We start from the raw sequence: 15855 nt of genomic DNA on the forward strand, positions 1-15855 counted from the left end.
CCTAGTCGACTGTCCAGGTGTCACGCCCGCGCAAGAGTGACTGCAGCGCGGCCGCGTCGAACGGTGTTGCGGCTCGGGCCGCGGCGACCTGAGCACGGGCAGCGTCGTCGTAGGTGGGCCGGGAGATATCCCGGAATATGCCCAGCACGGTGTGATCCAGGTTTTGATCCGACAGCCGCGACAGCGCAAATGCGTAGGCTGGGTCGTCGGCGTGCGCGTCGTGCTTGACGATCTCCTGTACTGCAACGTCGGCGGTCTTGGCGACTTCCAGGCTGAAGCCAGACTTCACCACGCAGTATTCGCCGTTGGCGCCGAACACAATCGGCTCGCCGTCACGGACGTTGATCACCCGGTCCTCGGCGCCCTCTTTGCGTAGTGCGTCGAACGAGCCGTCGTTGAAAATCGGGCAGTCCTGCAGGATTTCAACCACCGAGGCGCCACGGTGCTCCGCCGCACCACGCAGCACCTCGGTCAGGCCGGCGCGTTCGGAGTCCAGCGCGCGACCGACGAAGGTCGCCTCGGCTCCCAGCGCCAGCGACACCGGGTTGAACGGGTGATCCAGCGAACCCATCGGCGTCGACTTGGTGACCTTGCCGACCTCTGACGTCGGCGAATACTGGCCCTTGGTCAGCCCGTAGATCCGGTTGTTGAACAGCAGGATCGTGATGTTGACGTTGCGGCGCAGCGCGTGGATCAGGTGGTTGCCGCCAATCGACAAGGCGTCGCCGTCGCCGGTGACCACCCAGACCGACAGGTCCTCGCGGGACAGCGCCAGGCCGGTCGCGATCGCCGGCGCGCGGCCGTGGATCGAGTGGAAGCCGTAGGTCTCCAAGTAATAGGGGAAGCGGCTGGAGCAGCCGATGCCACTAATGAACACGATGTTCTCGCGGCGCAACCCGAGGTCGGGCAGGAAGTTGCGGATCGTGTTGAGGATGACGTAATCGCCGCAGCCCGGGCACCAGCGGACCTCTTGGTCACTGGTGAAGTCCTTGCCCTTCTGCGGCTGATCCGTGGTGGGCACGCCGTCGTTCTTCTTCAACCTTGGGGTCAAGCCGAGGTCTGTGCCTGCCAGGTCGCCAGCGATCCCGCTTGTCATGCGTTAGCTCCAACCGTTGCTGCCGCCATTCTGGCGACCATCGCTTTGTCCTGCTCGATTTCGGCCAGCGTCCCGGCCAGCGCGGCGCGGATGACCCGTCCGATCTCGTCGGCGAGGAACGCAAGGCCGTGCACCTTGGTGACGGATTGCACGTCGATCAGGTACTTGGCGCGCAGCAGCATCGCCAGCTGACCCAGGTTCATCTCGGGTGCCACCACCATCGGGTAGCGCCGAAGCACGTCGCCGAGGTTGGCGGGGAAGGGGTTGAGATAACGCAGGTGTGCATGGGCGACCTTGATGCCCTTGCGCCGGGCACGCCGGCAGGCCTCACCGATCGGGCCGTAGGAGCTGCCCCAGCCGATCAGCAGCAGCTCGGCATCACCGGTCGGGTCGTCGACTTCCAGGTCGGGCACCGTGATGCCGTCAATCTTGGCCTGGCGCAACCGGACCATGAGGTCGTGGTTGACCGGCTCGTAAGAGATCGCGCCCGAACCGTTCGCGGCTTCCAGGCCGCCGATCCGGTGTTCCAGCCCGGGAGTGCCCGGAATGGCGAACTGGCGGGCCAGCGTCTCCGGGTCGCGGGCATACGGCTGGAAGGGCTCGTCCGGCTTGGCGAAGGTGTGCGTGATCGGCTGCAGCGAACCGACGTCTGGGATTTGCCACGGCTCCGAGCCGTTGGCAATTGCGCCGTCGGACAACAGGATCACCGGCGTGTGGTAGGACAGCGCGATGCGCACCGCCTCCAGAGCGGTTTCAAAGCAATCGGACGGCGACCGCGGCGCCAGCACCGCCACCGGCGACTCTCCGTTGCGGCCATACAGCGCCTGCAGCAGGTCAGCCTGCTCGGTCTTGGTGGGCAGCCCGGTCGAAGGCCCGCCCCGCTGCACGTCGACAACCAGCAGCGGCAGTTCGGTCATCACGGCCAGGCCGAGCGCTTCGGACTTCAGCGAGATACCCGGTCCGGAAGTGCTGGTGACGCCCAGTGCACCGCCGTAGGAGGCGCCGATCGCGGCGCAGATGCCGCCGATCTCGTCCTCGGCCTGGAAGGTGATCACATTGAAGTTCTTGTGCTTGGACAGCTCGTGCAGGATGTCCGACGCCGGCGTGATCGGGTAACTGCCGAGCATGACCTGAATGCCGGACAGCTGACCGGCGGCCACGATGCCGTAGGCCAGCGCGGTGTTGCCGGAGATCTGACGGTATTCACCGGTGGGCAGGGTCGCCCGGGAGACCTCGTAGGTAGTGCCGAAAGCCTCGGTGGTTTCGCCGTAGTTCCAGCCCGCCTTGAGGGCGAGCACGTTGGCCTCAGCAATGTCGGGCTTGCGGGCGAACTTCTCCCGGATGAAGTTCTCGCTGGTCTGGATCGGTCGTCCGTACATCCACGACAGCAGGCCCAGCGCGAACATGTTCTTGGCGCGCTGCCCGTCCTTCTTGGACGCGCCGATCGTCTCGACGGCACCCAGCGTCAGCGTGGTCATCGCGACGGAATGCACGACATAGTCGGACAACTCGTCGGTCTCCAGCGGGTTTGCTACATAACCCACCTTGGTCAGGTTGCGCTTGGTGAATTCGTCGGAATTCGCGATCACCATTCCGCCGCGCGGCAGATCGCCGAGGTTGGCTTTCAACGCGGCCGGATTCATCGCGACCAGCACGTCCGGCCGGTCGCCGGCGGTCAGGATGTCGTAGTCGGCGATTTGAATCTGGAAGGACGAGACTCCGGGCAATGTGCCTGCGGGGGCACGGATCTCGGCGGGATAGTTCGGCTGAGTCGCGAGGTCGTTGCCGAAGAGCGCGGCCTCCGAGGTGAACCGGTCACCGGTCAGCTGCATTCCGTCACCGGAGTCACCGGCGAATCGGATGACAACCTGTTCCAGGCGCTGACGGTCCGACGACCCACCATGAGAATCTGACCCGGCTCCGCTGCCGTTCGGGTCCACGTCTCCGCCTTCCATTTGTTACCGGACAGGCACTCTGCCGAAGCTTCAGGTTACGCGCCGTCAAAGGGGTCCCAGGCTCGTACGTTTGTATGAGACTGGTAGTACCAATTATTGCACTCGTTTTCGTTTCTTAAGAACGTCTCTGGCGGCGCGTACTTACCAATATCTTAGGCAAAACACGAGATCAACGCGGTCCTACTGGTGAGTACGACACAAAACTGTGGTATTGGTCACGTTGCCGACGGGCGTATTTCGCATCCCGGAATCGGGCGATCACCCGGGCATTGTTCGGTAAGCACAAAGGCCACGAGAAACTGCTCTTCGGAACGGCACTGCTGCGGTCGTCAGGTCCGACCGTGAAGGGTGCTGGCTACGCGCTCTTGTCGCGGCGCTCGCTGCGCGACGCCTTGCGCGGCACGATCGTCGGCAGCACGTTGTCCTGCACCGTCTCCTTGGTCACGACCACCTTGGCGACGTCGTCGCGGCTCGGGATGTCGTACATCACCGGCAGCAGCACCTCTTCCATGATGGCGCGCAGACCACGTGCACCGGTGCCGCGGTGGATCGCCTGGTCGGCGATCGCCTCAAGTGCGTCGTCGCTGAACTCCAGCTCCACGCCGTCCATCTCGAACAGCCGGGTGTACTGGTTGACGAGCGCGTTCTTGGGCTCGGACAGGATCTTGACCAACGACTCCATATCGAGGTTGGTGACCGAGGCAACCACCGGGAGGCGGCCGATGAACTCGGGGATCAGACCGAACTTGATCAGGTCCTCGGGCATCACGTCGGCGAAGTGGTCGGTGGTGTCGATCTCGGCCTTCGAGCGAACCTCGGCGCCGAAGCCCAGACCGCGCTTGCCGACGCGCTCGTAGATGATCTTCTCCAGCCCGGCGAACGCACCCGCGACGATGAACAGCACGTTGGTGGTGTCGATCTGGATGAATTCCTGGTGCGGGTGCTTGCGGCCGCCCTGCGGGGGAACCGACGCCTGGGTGCCCTCCAGAATTTTCAGCAGGGCCTGCTGCACGCCTTCACCGGAGACGTCGCGGGTGATCGACGGGTTCTCGCTCTTGCGGGCGATCTTGTCGACCTCGTCGATGTAGATGATGCCGGTCTCGGCGCGCTTGACGTCGTAGTCGGCAGCCTGGATCAGCTTGAGCAGAATGTTCTCGACGTCTTCACCGACGTAGCCGGCTTCGGTCAGTGCGGTGGCGTCCGCGATGGCGAACGGCACGTTGAGCATTTTTGCCAGGGTCTGGGCCAGGTAGGTCTTGCCGCAGCCGGTGGGGCCGAGCATCAGAATGTTGGACTTGGTCAGCTCAACCGGCTCACAGCGGGAGTCACGACCCTTCTCGCCGGCCTGAATCCGCTTGTAGTGGTTATAGACCGCGACCGCCAACGTCCGCTTTGCCGTGTCCTGCCCGATGACGTAGCCCTCGAGGAACTCGCGGATCTCGGCAGGCTTGGGCAGTTCGTCGAGCTTGACGTCGTCGGCGTCGGCCAGCTCCTCTTCGATGATCTCGTTGCAGAGATCAATGCACTCATCGCAGATGTAGACGCCCGGGCCCGCAATAAGTTTCTTAACCTGCTTCTGGCTCTTCCCGCAGAATGAGCACTTCAGCAGATCGCCGCCGTCTCCGATGCGCGCCATGGTGCCTCAGTGCCTACTTCCCTGTACGCCTTAACGTGCCGCATGCATTCCCTCCGACGCTACCCGGTGGATCGGGCCCCCCGCGACCATTAGCGACGAATCGCGTCGGTGGTATTCATGCCTGTCCGAAAACATATAGCCCGACACCCCCCGTAGCTGGCGCAGACGCGCTTTCCGTGTCTTTGGCGTGTCGCGGTCGTTACCCGACCGAGGCTGCTTTCGCCAAACGGGCTGGTGGCCAGGCCACCACCTTACAGCGACTAGGTGGGATTGGCTGCGTGAATTCTCGGGGCGGTCGATTTCTCGCCGCGAGTGCACGTTGAGCGACGCCAGAAGACAGGTGTTAGGCGTTCTGCGCGGAGAGCTTCCGGTACTCGAGAACGGTGTCAATGATCCCGTAGTCCTTCGCGTCTTCGGCAGTCAGGATCTTGTCCCGGTCGGTGTCCTTGCGGATCACCGCGGCATCCTTGTTTGTGTGCCGGGCCAGCGTGGTCTCCATCAGTGTGCGCATCCGCTCGATCTCGGCGGCCTGGATCTCCAGGTCGGAGAACTGACCCTGGATCACGCCGGACAGCGACGGCTGGTGGATCAACACGCGCGCATTCGGCAACGCCATCCGCTTACCCGGCGTACCGGCGGCCAGCAGCACCGCCGCGGCCGAGGCGGCCTGACCCAGACACACCGTCTGAATGTCGGCCCGCACGTATTGCATCGTGTCGTAGATCGCCATCAGTGAAGTGAACCCGCCACCGGGCGAGTTGATGTACATGGTGATGTCGCGGTCGGGATCCAGCGACTCGAGCACCAGCAACTGCGCCATGATGTCGTTCGCCGACGCGTCGTCGACCTGAACGCCGAGGAAGATGATGCGTTCCTCGAACAGCTTGTTGTAGGGGTTCGACTCCTTGACACCGAAGCTGGAGTGCTCGATGAACGACGGGAGGATATAGCGCGCCTGGGGTTGAGTTTCGGGGTTCACTGGGCTTCTCCATTGGTGATGTGGGCGGCGCGGGTGATGATGTGGTCGACGAAGCCGTACTCCAGGGCCTCCGGAGCGGTGAACCAGCGGTCGCGGTCCGAGTCGGCCTCGATGCGCTCGATCGGCTGGCCGGTGAATTCCGCGTTGAGCCGGAACATCTCCTTCTTAATGACGGCGAACTGCTCGGCCTGGATGGCGATGTCGGCCGCGCTACCGGTCACCCCGCCCAGCGGCTGGTGCATCAGGATGCGGGCGTGCGGCAGCGCGTAGCGCTTGCCCTTGGTCCCCGCCGCCAGCAGGAACTCACCCATCGAGGCGGCCATGCCCATCGCGTAAGTGGCGATGTCGCAGGGCGCCAACACCATCGTGTCGTAGATCGCCATCCCGGCGCTGATCGATCCGCCTGGGGAGTTGATGTAGAGGTTGATGTCCTTGTCACCGTCCTCGGCGGCGAGCAGCAGAATCTGCGCGCACAACCGGTTGGCGACCTCATCGTTCACCTCCGAACCCAGGAAGATGATGCGCTCGGAGAGCAAGCGCTCATAGACCGAGTCCGTGAGGTTGAGACCCACCGAATTCGAACGCATGTCAGTCACGACCGGGTTACCTGCTTTCTTTCAGATCTGTACTCACGACACTAACCAACCGAGCCCGCGGTTTCGCGGCCACGCACCCCTGAAGTCGGCGCGTTCGCTCACAGCGTCAAGGCTGGGTCATTCCTCGCTGGACTCATCGGCCGCGTCGTCGCCTTCGTCCGGATCGTCAGCATCCTCGGCGGCAGCGTCACCCTTCGAGCGGTCCGGGAAGAACTCGCTCGTGTCGATGGTGTTGCCGGCGGTATCGGTGACCGTCGCCTTCGAGACCACCGCGGCGATCGCCAGACCACGCCGCACGTCGGCGAACATGGCCGGCAGCTGGTTGTTTTCCTGCAGGTAGGCGAACAACTGCTGCGGCTCGATGCCGTATTGCCGCGACGTCGCCACCAGGCGCTCGGTCAGGTCGTCCTGGCCGACCTGAACCTCCAGTTCGTCGGCCAGCGCATCGAACAACAGCTGCCGTTGCACGTCCTTCTCCACCGCGCCGCGCGTCTCGGTTTCGAATTCCTCGCGCGTCTTGCCCTGCTGGGCCAGCACCTCTTCGAACTTGGCTTCGTCGTGGTTGACGCTGTCGATGGCGCCGTGGATGGCCCTGTCGAACTGTTCGGTGACGATGCCCTCCGGCAGTGGCACATCGACCTGCTCGAGCAGGGCATCCATCGCGGCTTCCTGGATCTTGCCCGCTTGCTCGGCACGCTTGACGTTGCCGACCTGGTCGCGCAGGCTGTTGCGCAGTTCGTCGATGGTGTCGAATTCGCTTGCCAATTGCGCAAATTCGTCGTCGGGCTCCGGCAGTTCGCGTTGTTTGATCGTCTTGACCGTGACGGTGACCTGCGCGTCCTGGCCGACATGTTCGCCCGTCGCCAGCTTGGCGGTGAATTCCTTGGACTCGTCGACGGACAGACCGACCAGCGCATCGTCGAGACCCTCGATGAGCCGGCCGGAGCCAACCTCGTGCGACAAACCCTCCGCGGCGGCGCCCGGGATCTCCTCGCCGTCGATGGTCGCCGACAAGTCGATCGACACGAAGTCGCCGTCGGCTACCGGACGATCTACTCCGGTGAGGGTGCCGAACCGGGCACGCAAGGACTCCAGCTCGGCGTCGACGTCGTCGTCGCCAACCTCGATCGGGTCCACCGAAACCTTCAGCGCGCTGAGGTCGGGCAGGGTAATCGTGGGTCGGACGTCAACCTCGGCCGTGAATGCCAGGTCCTCGCCGTACTCCTTCTTGGTCACCTCGATTTCGGGCCGGCCGATCGGGTGCACTTCGACCTCGGTGACCGCTTGTCCATACCGGGTGGGCAGCGCCTCGTTGACGACCTGCTCGAGCATCTCTTCCCGGCCGAAGCGGGCCTCCAGCAACTTCATCGGCACCTTGCCGGGCCGGAACCCGGGCATCCGGACCTGCTTGGCGAGCTCCTTGTAGGCGCGCTGGAAGTCGGGCTCAAGTTCGGTGAAAGGCACCTCCACGTTGATGCGCACCCGGGTGGGGGTCAACTGCTCGACGCTGCTCTTCACGGGTGTGCTCCTCGTTCTTTGTTTCTCGGTGGCCTTGGGTTGCGGCGCGGTGCTGGTCGGGGTGACAGGATTTGAACCTGCGGCCTTCCGCTCCCAAAGCGGATGCGCTACCAAGCTGCGCTACACCCCGCGCTGACCTCGCGATCCTACGGCCCGACCGCACCGGCTTCGAAGCGACCTCGGGACCTCACAAAGCCATCACAAATCTGCCTCGATTAGATTTGATCTCCGCCGCCAGATACAGTCTCGCTCGACTAATGCATGCGGGCGTAGCTCAATGGTAGAGCCCTAGTCTTCCAAACTAGCTACGCGGGTTCGATTCCCGTCGCCCGCTCGGGGTAGGTAGTGCTCCACAGAAAGGCGCCATGAGCGACCTGAAAACAGACGTGGACATTCAAGGCTCATGCGCGTCGGACTTCACCGGAGTACGTGACGCGTTCGAGCGTAACTTTGCCCAGCTCAGCGAGACGGGCGCGGCCGTCGCCGTATGGGTCGACGGGGACCTGGTCGTCAATCTCTGGGGCGGCTCGGCCGACGCGGCCGGCACTCGAGCCTGGCAGCAAGACACCCTGACCACTGTGCTGTCCGGCACCAAGGGGCTGTCGGCCACCTGCCTCCATCAACTCGCCGATCGCGGTGAGGTGGACCTGCACACCCCGATCGCGCGTTACTGGCCCGAATTCGGGCAGGCCGGCAAGGAAGACATCACGCTGGCCATGGTGATCAGTCACCGGTCCGGCGTGATCGGGCCACGCACCCCGATGAGCTGGCAACAGGTCTGCGACTGGGATTACGTCTGCGAACAACTGATAGTCGCCGAACCATGGTGGGAGCCGGGCACCGCCCAGGGCTATCACATGACCACCTTCGGCTTCATCGTCGGCGAGGTGTTTCGCCGGGTGACGGGCCGCACGATCGGCCAGTATCTGCGCACCGAGATCGCCGAACCGTTGGGCGCCGACGTCCACATCGGCCTGTCCGACGCCGACCAGCTCCGCTGCGCCGAGCGCGTCAACAAGCCGCACATGCGCGACCTGCTCACGCATATCCCCAGCAACCCGACCAGCCTGGACGAACACCCCAAGGCCGGGCTCGCAGTGTCGATGGGGTTCACCCCGGACGACGAGGTCAGCTCCTATGACCTCGAACTGTGGCGCCGGCTTGAATTCCCCGGCACCAACGGTCAGGTGTCCGCCCTGGGATTGGCCACGTTCTACAACGCGCTCGCTCAGGAGAAGCTGCTCAGCCGCGAGCACATGGACCTGATTCGGGTGTCGCAGGGCGGCTTCGAGCCTGACCTGGTGCTCGGCCCGCGCGTCGCCGACCATGGCTGGGGGCTGGGCTACATGCTCAACCAGCGTCACGTCAACGGACCCAACCCGCGGATCTTCGGCCACGGCGGGCTGGGCGGCTCGTTCGGGTTCGTCGACCTGGAACACCGCATCGGCTACGCGTACGTGGCGAATCGCTTCGACGCCACCAAGTCCAACGCGGACCCACGCAGCCTGGCGTTGAGCAACGAGGTCTACGCCGTGCTGGGCGTCGACGTCTCCTGACCCACTCGACATGATCGCGCCCTGCCGAACGATGCCGGCAGGACGCGATCGGTGAGTTGGGCTTGGGTCAGGGGTGCCATCCGGGCGGGGGCGGCGGTCCGCCCGGACCCCCTGGTCCCCAAGGACCGCCAGGACCGCCAGGCCCTCCGGGACCACCTGGGCCCCAACCGGGCCCACGGTCCCAAGGATTTCCGGGACCACCCGGTCCCCCGGGCCCGCCGCGCCAGTCATGACAGTTGTTCCAGTCCCAGTTGTTGCCCCAGCCCGGATCCCAGAACTCCCCTGGGCACCATTGCGGGAACGGCCCAGGCTGCGCGTAAGCGTCGGCGGCGACGCCCACACCCGCCAGACCCGCGATGGCGGCTCCGGCGAAAATCGTTGCAGCTAAACGCGGAATCGTTTTCACAAGCGTGACTGTTACCCGCCGCGCCGAAATCGAAAACTATAGACGCCAGCGTTTCTTCCTGTCAGTTTCCTGCCAGTCCGATTCGCGTCACGACGCTCACTTCTGGCAGGTCGGGCACCAGAACACGTTGCGGCCCTCCAGCACGGCCGTGCGGATCGCGCTGCCGCACACTCGGCACGGATCGCCGGCGCGCCGATACACATAGGTGCGCGGGCGGTCCGGCCGGTAGGACGGCGGACCGTGATCGTGTTCGGGCAGCACCACGACGATCTTGCCGCGCCGCAGGCCGACCTTCATCAACGCCACCAGGTCGGTCCATGCGGCATCGAACTCCGCTTCGCCGACCGCCCGGCCGGGCCGGTACGGGTCGATGTGATGGCGGAACAACAACTCGCTGCGGTAGACGTTGCCCACCCCGGCGATGATCGTCTGGTCCATCAGCAAGCCGCCAATAGGCCTGCGGGACTTCGTGATACGGGCCCACGCCGAGGCGGGGTCTGCGTCGCTGCGCAACGGGTCGGGACCGAGCCTGGCCACGACCTCGCTGACCTGAGCCTCGTCGATCACCTCGCACACCGTCGGGCCGCGCAAGTCGGCTCCGTACTCGGCGCCGACCATCCGCATCCGCACCTGCCCGACCGGTTCCGGAAGCGGAGGGAGCTCCCAATCGGTGAAAGTGCCGTAGAGGCCGAGATGTACGTGCACGATCGGGCCGCCGGCGTAGTGGTGGAAAAGATGCTTGCCCCAGGCGCTGGACTTCCGCAGCACCTGACCGTCGACCGCGGCCGCCGCACCGGCGAAGCGACCCTGCGGGCTGGACACGGCGACCGGTGCACCACCGAATCGCCGTTGGTGCAGCCGGGCCAGCCGGTGCAGCGTATGGCCTTCGGGCAACGCAGTCCTTAAGCCTGCGCGCCGGGCACCGGCGGCGCCTGGTGGGTGCGCTCGTACTCGTCGAGAATGTCGATACGCCGTTGGTGGCGCTGCGCTTTCGACCATGGCGTGGTGAGAAAGGCGTCGACGAAGGTCAATGCGTCGGCCACGGTGTGCATCCGGCCGCCGATGCCGATCAGCTGCGCGTTGTTGTGCTCGCGCGCCAGCGACGCGGTCTCGACGCTCCACGCCAGCGCGCAGCGTGCACCCGGAACCTTGTTGGCCGCGATCTGCTCGCCGTTGCCCGATCCCCCGATGACGATGCCGAGGCTTTCCGGGTCGGCCACCGTGCGCGCTGCGGCGTCGATGCAGAACGCGGGGTAGTCGTCTTCAGCGTCATAAGTGAACGCGCCGCAATCGATCGGCTCGTGCCCGGTCTTTTTCAGGTGCTCAATGATCGCTTGCTTGAGCTCGAATCCAGCGTGGTCAGAACCCAGGTAGACGCGCATGACCGCAATGTTTACCCGCACGCCTGCGCGACGCAACGCGCGGGGTGTCGCGTCGCGGTGCGCGGGGAGGTCAGTCGAACTCAGGGCGCTCGTGACGCGAGCGCTTGAGCTCGAAGAAGTGCGGATACGCGGCGAAGGTGACCGAGGCGTCCCAGAGCTTGCCGGCCTCTTCACCGCGCGGAATGCGCGACAGCACCGGGCCGAAGAACGCCACACCGTTGACGTGGATGGTCGGTGTGCCGACGTCCTCGCCGACTGCGTCCATGCCGGCGTGGTGGCTCTTGCGCAGCGCCTCGTCGTATTCCTCGCTGGTTGCGGCCGCGGCCAACTCGGCGGGCAGACCGACCTCGTCCAGCGCTAGCTTGATGACGTCTTCGAGTTCCTTGTTCCCCTTGTTGTGAATCTGGGTGCCCATCGCGGTGTACAGCGGGGCCAAAACCTCAGCGCCGTGGGCCTGTTCGGCGGCGATGGCCACCCGGACCGGGCCCCAGGCCAGCTTCATCCGATCCCGGTATTCCTCGGGCAGGTCTTCCCGGTTCTCGTTGAGTATCGCCAAACTCATCACGTGGAAGTTCACGTCGATGTCGCGAACCTTTTCGACTTCGAGGATCCAACGCGACGTGATCCATGCCCACGGGCACAGCGGGTCGAACCAGAAGCCGGCTTCGTCTTTAGCAGGGGCTTTCTCGGACATTGTGCAGTCCTCTCGGAAACAGTTTGGGGGCGGTCAGAGCACCGCTTTGGTCAACCGTAGTCGCCGCGCGCATGTTCCCGTTCCGCACTGCCGGCCCGCGGCGCCACTAAGTTGGACGCGTGGCCCTTCCTAACCTCACCCGAGACCAAGCCGTCGAGCGCGCGGCGCTGATCACCGTCGACAGCTACCAGATCAGCCTTGACGTCACCGACGGCTCCGGCGTTGCTGGCGGGCCCGGCGAAGGCACTTTCCGCTCCACCACCACCGTGGTGTTCGACGCACTCGCCGGCGCAGACACGGTTATCGACCTCGCCGCCAAGACCGTTCGCAGCGCCACCCTCAACGGGCGCGACTTGGACGTCTCGGGATACGACGAATCGACCGGCATCCCGTTGCGCGGCCTGGCCGATCGCAACGTCGTCGTCATCGACGCCGACTGCCAGTACTCCAACACCGGCGAGGGACTGCATCGCTTCGTCGACCCGGTGGACGACGAGACCTACCTGTACTCGCAGTTCGAAACCGCCGACGCCAAGCGCATGTTCGCCTGCTTCGACCAACCCGACCTCAAGGCGACCTTCGATTTGCGGGTGGCCGCGCCGGCGCACTGGAAGGTGATCTCCAACGGCGCAACCGTCTCGATCGAGAACGGGGTGCACAGTTTTGCGATCACGCCACGAATGAGCACCTATCTGGTGGCGTTGATCGCGGGCCCATACTCGGAGTGGAAGGACTCCTACAGCGACGAGCACGGTGAGATCCCGCTGGGCATCTACTGCCGGGCCTCACTGGCGCAGCACATGGACGCCGACCGATTGTTCACCCAGACCAAGCAGGGTTTTGGCTTCTACCACAGCAACTTTGGCTTGCCCTACGCGTTCGGCAAGTACGATCAGCTGTTCGTCCCCGAATTCAACGCCGGCGCAATGGAAAACGCCGGGGCGGTGACGTTCCTGGAGGACTATGTCTTCCGTAGCAAGGTCACCCGCGCCTCCTACGAGCGGCGCGCCGAGACGGTGCTGCACGAGATGGCACACATGTGGTTCGGCAACCTGGTGACCATGACCTGGTGGGACGACCTGTGGCTGAACGAGTCGTTCGCGACGTTCGCGTCGGTGCTGTGCCAAAGCGAGGCAACGGAATTCACCGAGGCCTGGACGACGTTCGCCACCGTCGAGAAGTCGTGGGCGTACCGCCAGGACCAGTTGCCGTCGACGCACCCCATCGCCGCCGACATCCCCGACCTGGCCGCTGTCGAGGTGAACTTCGACGGCATCACCTACGCCAAGGGCGCTTCGGTGCTCAAGCAGCTGGTCGCCTACGTCGGGCTGGAGCACTTCCTGGCCGGGCTGCGCGACTACTTCCGCACGCATGCATTCGGCAACGCCACCTTCGACGATCTGCTGTCCGCGCTGGAGCAGGCGTCGGGCCGTGACCTGTCGAACTGGGGTCAGCAGTGGTTGAAGACCACCGGCCTGAACACACTGCGCCCGGAATTCGACACCGACGCCGACGGGAAGTTCACCCGGTTCGTGGTGACACAAAGCGGCGCCGCGCCGGGGGCCGGCGAGACCCGGGTGCACCGGCTGGCCGTCGGGATCTACGACGAAGACGACGCGGGCAAGCTGGTGCGGGTGCACCGGGAGGAACTCGACGTCGACGGACCGGAGACGGAAGTACCTGCGCTGGTTGGTGTTTCGTCCGGCAAGCTGATCCTGGTCAACGATGACGACCTGACGTATTGCTCACTGCGCCTGGACACCCAGTCGTTGCGATCCGCACTGGAGCGCATCGCCGACATCGCCGAGCCGCTGCCCCGCTCGCTGGTGTGGTCGGCGGCGTGGGAGATGACCCGCGAGGCCGAACTGCGAGCCCGCGACTTCGTGGCACTGGTGTCCGGCGGTGTACAGGCCGAGACGGAAGTCGGGGTCGCGCAACGGCTGCTGATGCAGGCGCAGACGGCGCTGAGCTCCTACGCCGAACCCGGCTGGGCCCGTGAGCACGGCTGGCCGCAGTTCGCCGACCGGGTGCTGCAACTGGCCCGCGCGGCGCAGCCGGGGTCGGATCACCAACTCGCCTTCGTCAACACGCTGTGCTCGTCGGTGCTGTCCAGCCGGCACATCGCGACACTGGCCGACCTGCTCGACAACGACCCCGCGGAGTTGGGCCTGGCGGGCCTCGAGATCGACACCGACCTGCGCTGGCGCATCGTGACCGCCCTGTCCGCCGCCGGCGATGTCGATGCCGACGGGCTCGAGACTCCGTTCATCGATGCCGAGGTGCGGCGCGACCCGACGGCCACCGGCCACCGGCAAGCGCCACGGTGCCTCGGCGGCCGCGGCCCGCCCGCAGCTCGACGTCAAGGAGAAGGCGTTCATCACGGTGGTCGAGGACGACACCGTGGCCAACACCTCGGCCCGGGCGATCATCGCGGGCTTCGCGGCGCCCGGGCAGGGTGAGTTGCTCAAACTGTTCGCCGCACGCTATTTCCAGGCCATCCCCGGCGTCTGGGCGCGACGCTCCAGCGAGGTCGCCCAGACGGTGGTGATCGGGCTGTACCCGTCCTACGACATCAGCGAGGACGGCGTCGCCGCCGCCGACAAATTCCTGACCGGGCCGGAGTCCGAGGTACCACCGGCCTTGCGCCGCCTGGTACTCGAGGGGCAGTCCGGGGTGAAGCGGGCGTTGCGGGCCCGCACGTTCGACGGTGCTTAGCTAGCGCCGTCAGGCCGGGGAGATCCCCGCGCTGAGCACGCGGATCGCGCTGACGAGGCCGTCGACCAGGTGACCCTGCTCGAACGCCGACGATGCGGCGGCCACGCCCAGCGGGGCGGCCGTCTCGGCACCGCGGCCGCGAACCTCCGCGCCGTAGACCACCTCGATGATGGCTTGGTCGGGCGAGACGGCAAGCAGCACCGCGTTGTTCGGGGTCTGCACGTCAGCCAGGATCTCGCGGGCCCGCGCCGCGGTGTCGCTGCCCAAGTCGCCGATGTAGACGGCGAATCGCGTCATCGACTGTCGTGAACCGTATTTCAGGGCGTCGTCGATGGCGACCAGGTCCTTGGTGGGGAACGGGTAGTGCACCGATAGCTCACCGGGCTCGGTGACGCCGGACACCCGACCGCTGGTGGTCATCGCAAAACCCATGGGCAGTGCCGCGGGTGCTTTCGTCGCTACCTCACCATGTGCCACTGGCGCCACCTCCGACTGAGAACTCCGATGCGTGATGTCCGTGCGAGTGCCCGACGAATTCGTCGGTGGCTGCCCACAGCACCGGCGGATGCGTCCACGGCTCGGACATCTTGTAGGTCGCGGGGTGCGGCCCCTTGCGCGACCAGATCAGCGCCGCCAGCACGATCACCAGCAACGCCGGTATTCCAAGCAAGTACAGGTGAATCTCCATAGCGCTCACGACGCAAACCGTATCCCACGCGGTGATCCAGCGGCGCGCTTGGACACCAGATTGGCGGTTAGGCCGCGCCCTCACCGAGGTACCGGACCCAGGTGGGATCCATCTCCTTGACCGTGGACAGCAGTCGCCAGTGCTGTCCCGTCGGCGGCAGCGGCGTCCGGCGCAGTGCCCAGCCGAGTTCGACCAGCAGCTTGTCGCCCTTGCGATGGTTGCAGGTTGAGCAGCAGGCGACGCAGTTCTCCCACGAGTGCTCGCCGCCGCGGCTGCGTGGCACGACGTGGTCGACGGTGTCGGCTTTCGCGCCGCAGTAGGCACAGCAGAACCGGTCGCGGTGCATCAGCGCGGCGCGGGTCATCGGTACCCGGGCCCGGTACGGAACCCGGACGTAGGTCCGCAGTTGGATCACCGACGGCACCACGATCGACTCGCTCGCCGAGTGGATGATCGGCCCGGTGGGATCGGCGTGCACCACGTCAGCCTTGCCGCAGATCACCATCACGATCGCTCGCCGCATCGGCAGCGCGGTCAGGGGTTCGTAGGTGGAATTCAGCAGCAGCACCCGTCGGCGACTCCAGATCGAAACCGTTTCGTGCCGGGTGGGCGGATGGGTATCGGTGCCGGGGGC

13 protein-coding genes, 2 tRNA genes and 1 pseudogene are annotated in these 15855 nt (G+C 65.4%); 3 read left to right on the forward strand and 13 right to left on the reverse strand.

Annotation, left to right across the window (positions count from 1 at the left end; genetic code table 11):
• Position 1: 1 nt before the first annotated feature.
• The 7 genes from DB708_RS09345 to DB708_RS09375 all read right to left on the reverse strand — a co-directional run bounded on the left by DB708_RS09345 (position 2) and on the right by DB708_RS09375 (position 7910).
• Positions 2 to 1096 (reverse strand): 2-oxoacid:ferredoxin oxidoreductase subunit beta, encoded by a 1095-nt coding sequence (locus DB708_RS09345; RefSeq protein ID WP_108921680.1) that lies wholly within the window; start codon positions 1094 to 1096, stop codon positions 2 to 4.
• The gene (locus DB708_RS09350; RefSeq protein WP_108921691.1) at positions 1093 to 3036 is read right to left on the reverse strand and encodes a 2-oxoacid:acceptor oxidoreductase subunit alpha; all 1944 of its coding nucleotides are present in this window, start codon (positions 3034 to 3036) and stop codon (positions 1093 to 1095) included. Before DB708_RS09350 ends, DB708_RS09345 begins: the two co-directional genes overlap by 4 nt.
• Positions 3037 to 3406: 370 nt before the next feature.
• On the reverse strand, positions 3407 to 4687 hold the full coding sequence (gene clpX / locus DB708_RS09355) for an ATP-dependent Clp protease ATP-binding subunit ClpX (protein WP_108921681.1): 1281 nt from the start codon (positions 4685 to 4687) through the stop codon (positions 3407 to 3409).
• 343 nt (positions 4688 to 5030) lie between these two features.
• A complete protein-coding gene (gene clpP2, locus DB708_RS09360; protein ID WP_108921682.1) occupies positions 5031 to 5666 on the reverse strand; it encodes an ATP-dependent CLP protease proteolytic subunit ClpP2 in 636 nt (211 codons plus the stop codon).
• Complete coding sequence (clpP1, locus tag DB708_RS09365; RefSeq protein ID WP_108921683.1) at positions 5663 to 6253, reverse strand: ATP-dependent CLP protease proteolytic subunit ClpP1; 591 nt, start codon at positions 6251 to 6253, stop codon at positions 5663 to 5665. The genes clpP2 and clpP1 overlap by 4 nt, the downstream gene beginning before the upstream one ends.
• 126 nt (positions 6254 to 6379) lie before the next feature.
• On the reverse strand, positions 6380 to 7780 hold the full coding sequence (gene tig, locus DB708_RS09370; protein ID WP_108921684.1) for a trigger factor: 1401 nt from the start codon (positions 7778 to 7780) through the stop codon (positions 6380 to 6382).
• A gap of 53 nt (positions 7781 to 7833) precedes the next feature.
• Positions 7834 to 7910, reverse strand: a tRNA-Pro gene (locus DB708_RS09375).
• 133 nt (positions 7911 to 8043) lie between these two features.
• On the opposite strand from DB708_RS09375, the gene DB708_RS09380 reads away from it, so the two are divergent.
• Both DB708_RS09380 and DB708_RS09385 read left to right on the forward strand, forming a co-directional pair.
• Positions 8044 to 8114 (forward strand) — tRNA-Gly (locus DB708_RS09380).
• A 31-nt stretch (positions 8115 to 8145) separates the two neighbouring features.
• Entirely contained in the window at positions 8146 to 9336 is a 1191-nt protein-coding gene (locus tag DB708_RS09385) for a serine hydrolase domain-containing protein (protein ID WP_108921685.1), read from the forward strand.
• Between the two features lie 502 nt (positions 9337 to 9838).
• Here the strand turns inward: DB708_RS09385 and DB708_RS09390 are convergent.
• The 3 genes from DB708_RS09390 to DB708_RS09400 form a co-directional block, all read right to left on the reverse strand.
• Entirely contained in the window at positions 9839 to 10636 is a 798-nt protein-coding gene (locus tag DB708_RS09390; protein WP_108921686.1) for an Fpg/Nei family DNA glycosylase, read from the reverse strand.
• 8 nt (positions 10637 to 10644) lie between these two features.
• A complete protein-coding gene (locus tag DB708_RS09395) occupies positions 10645 to 11124 on the reverse strand; it encodes a ribose-5-phosphate isomerase (RefSeq protein WP_165839786.1) in 480 nt (159 codons plus the stop codon).
• 70 nt (positions 11125 to 11194) lie between these two features.
• Positions 11195 to 11818, reverse strand: coding sequence for a mycothiol-dependent nitroreductase Rv2466c family protein (locus DB708_RS09400; protein ID WP_108921687.1), 624 nt, complete (start codon positions 11816 to 11818; stop codon positions 11195 to 11197).
• Positions 11819 to 11937: 119 nt separating this feature from the next.
• Between DB708_RS09400 and pepN the strand changes: the two are divergent.
• Positions 11938 to 14533, forward strand: a pseudogene (pepN, locus tag DB708_RS09405) (aminopeptidase N).
• Between the two features lie 9 nt (positions 14534 to 14542).
• Here the strand turns inward: pepN and DB708_RS09410 are convergent.
• From DB708_RS09410 to DB708_RS09420, 3 genes are all read right to left on the reverse strand, one after another.
• On the reverse strand, positions 14543 to 15010 hold the full coding sequence (locus DB708_RS09410) for a DUF5130 domain-containing protein (RefSeq protein ID WP_165839787.1): 468 nt from the start codon (positions 15008 to 15010) through the stop codon (positions 14543 to 14545).
• Positions 14997 to 15221: an aa3-type cytochrome oxidase subunit CtaJ gene (ctaJ, locus tag DB708_RS09415; RefSeq protein WP_108921689.1), complete on the reverse strand. Its 225-nt coding sequence runs from the start codon at positions 15219 to 15221 to the stop codon at positions 14997 to 14999. The genes DB708_RS09410 and ctaJ overlap by 14 nt, the downstream gene beginning before the upstream one ends.
• Positions 15222 to 15288: 67 nt before the next feature.
• Positions 15289 to 15855, reverse strand: a 567-nt coding sequence (locus tag DB708_RS09420; protein WP_108921693.1) for an HNH endonuclease, incomplete at its 5' end; no start/stop codon positions are given.

Origin of the sequence: Mycobacterium montefiorense, assembly GCF_003112775.1 — a bacterium.
GTDB classification, from domain to species: domain Bacteria; phylum Actinomycetota; class Actinomycetes; order Mycobacteriales; family Mycobacteriaceae; genus Mycobacterium; species Mycobacterium montefiorense.

Bases quoted from the DNA above. Each gene is read 5' to 3' on its own strand.
- DB708_RS09385 (WP_108921685.1), top strand. From the start codon at position 8,146: ATGAGCGACCTGAAAACAGACGTGGACATTCAAGGCTCATGCGCGTCG.
- DB708_RS09400 (WP_108921687.1), bottom strand. From the start codon at position 11,818: ATGTCCGAGAAAGCCCCTGCTAAAGACGAAGCCGGCTTCTGGTTCGAC.
- clpP1 (WP_108921683.1), bottom strand. From the start codon at position 6,253: ATGCGTTCGAATTCGGTGGGTCTCAACCTCACGGACTCGGTCTATGAG.
- ctaJ (WP_108921689.1), bottom strand. From the start codon at position 15,221: ATGGAGATTCACCTGTACTTGCTTGGAATACCGGCGTTGCTGGTGATC.
- clpX (WP_108921681.1), bottom strand. From the start codon at position 4,687: ATGGCGCGCATCGGAGACGGCGGCGATCTGCTGAAGTGCTCATTCTGC.
- DB708_RS09345 (WP_108921680.1), bottom strand. From the start codon at position 1,096: ATGACAAGCGGGATCGCTGGCGACCTGGCAGGCACAGACCTCGGCTTG.
- DB708_RS09395 (WP_165839786.1), bottom strand. From the start codon at position 11,124: ATGCGCGTCTACCTGGGTTCTGACCACGCTGGATTCGAGCTCAAGCAA.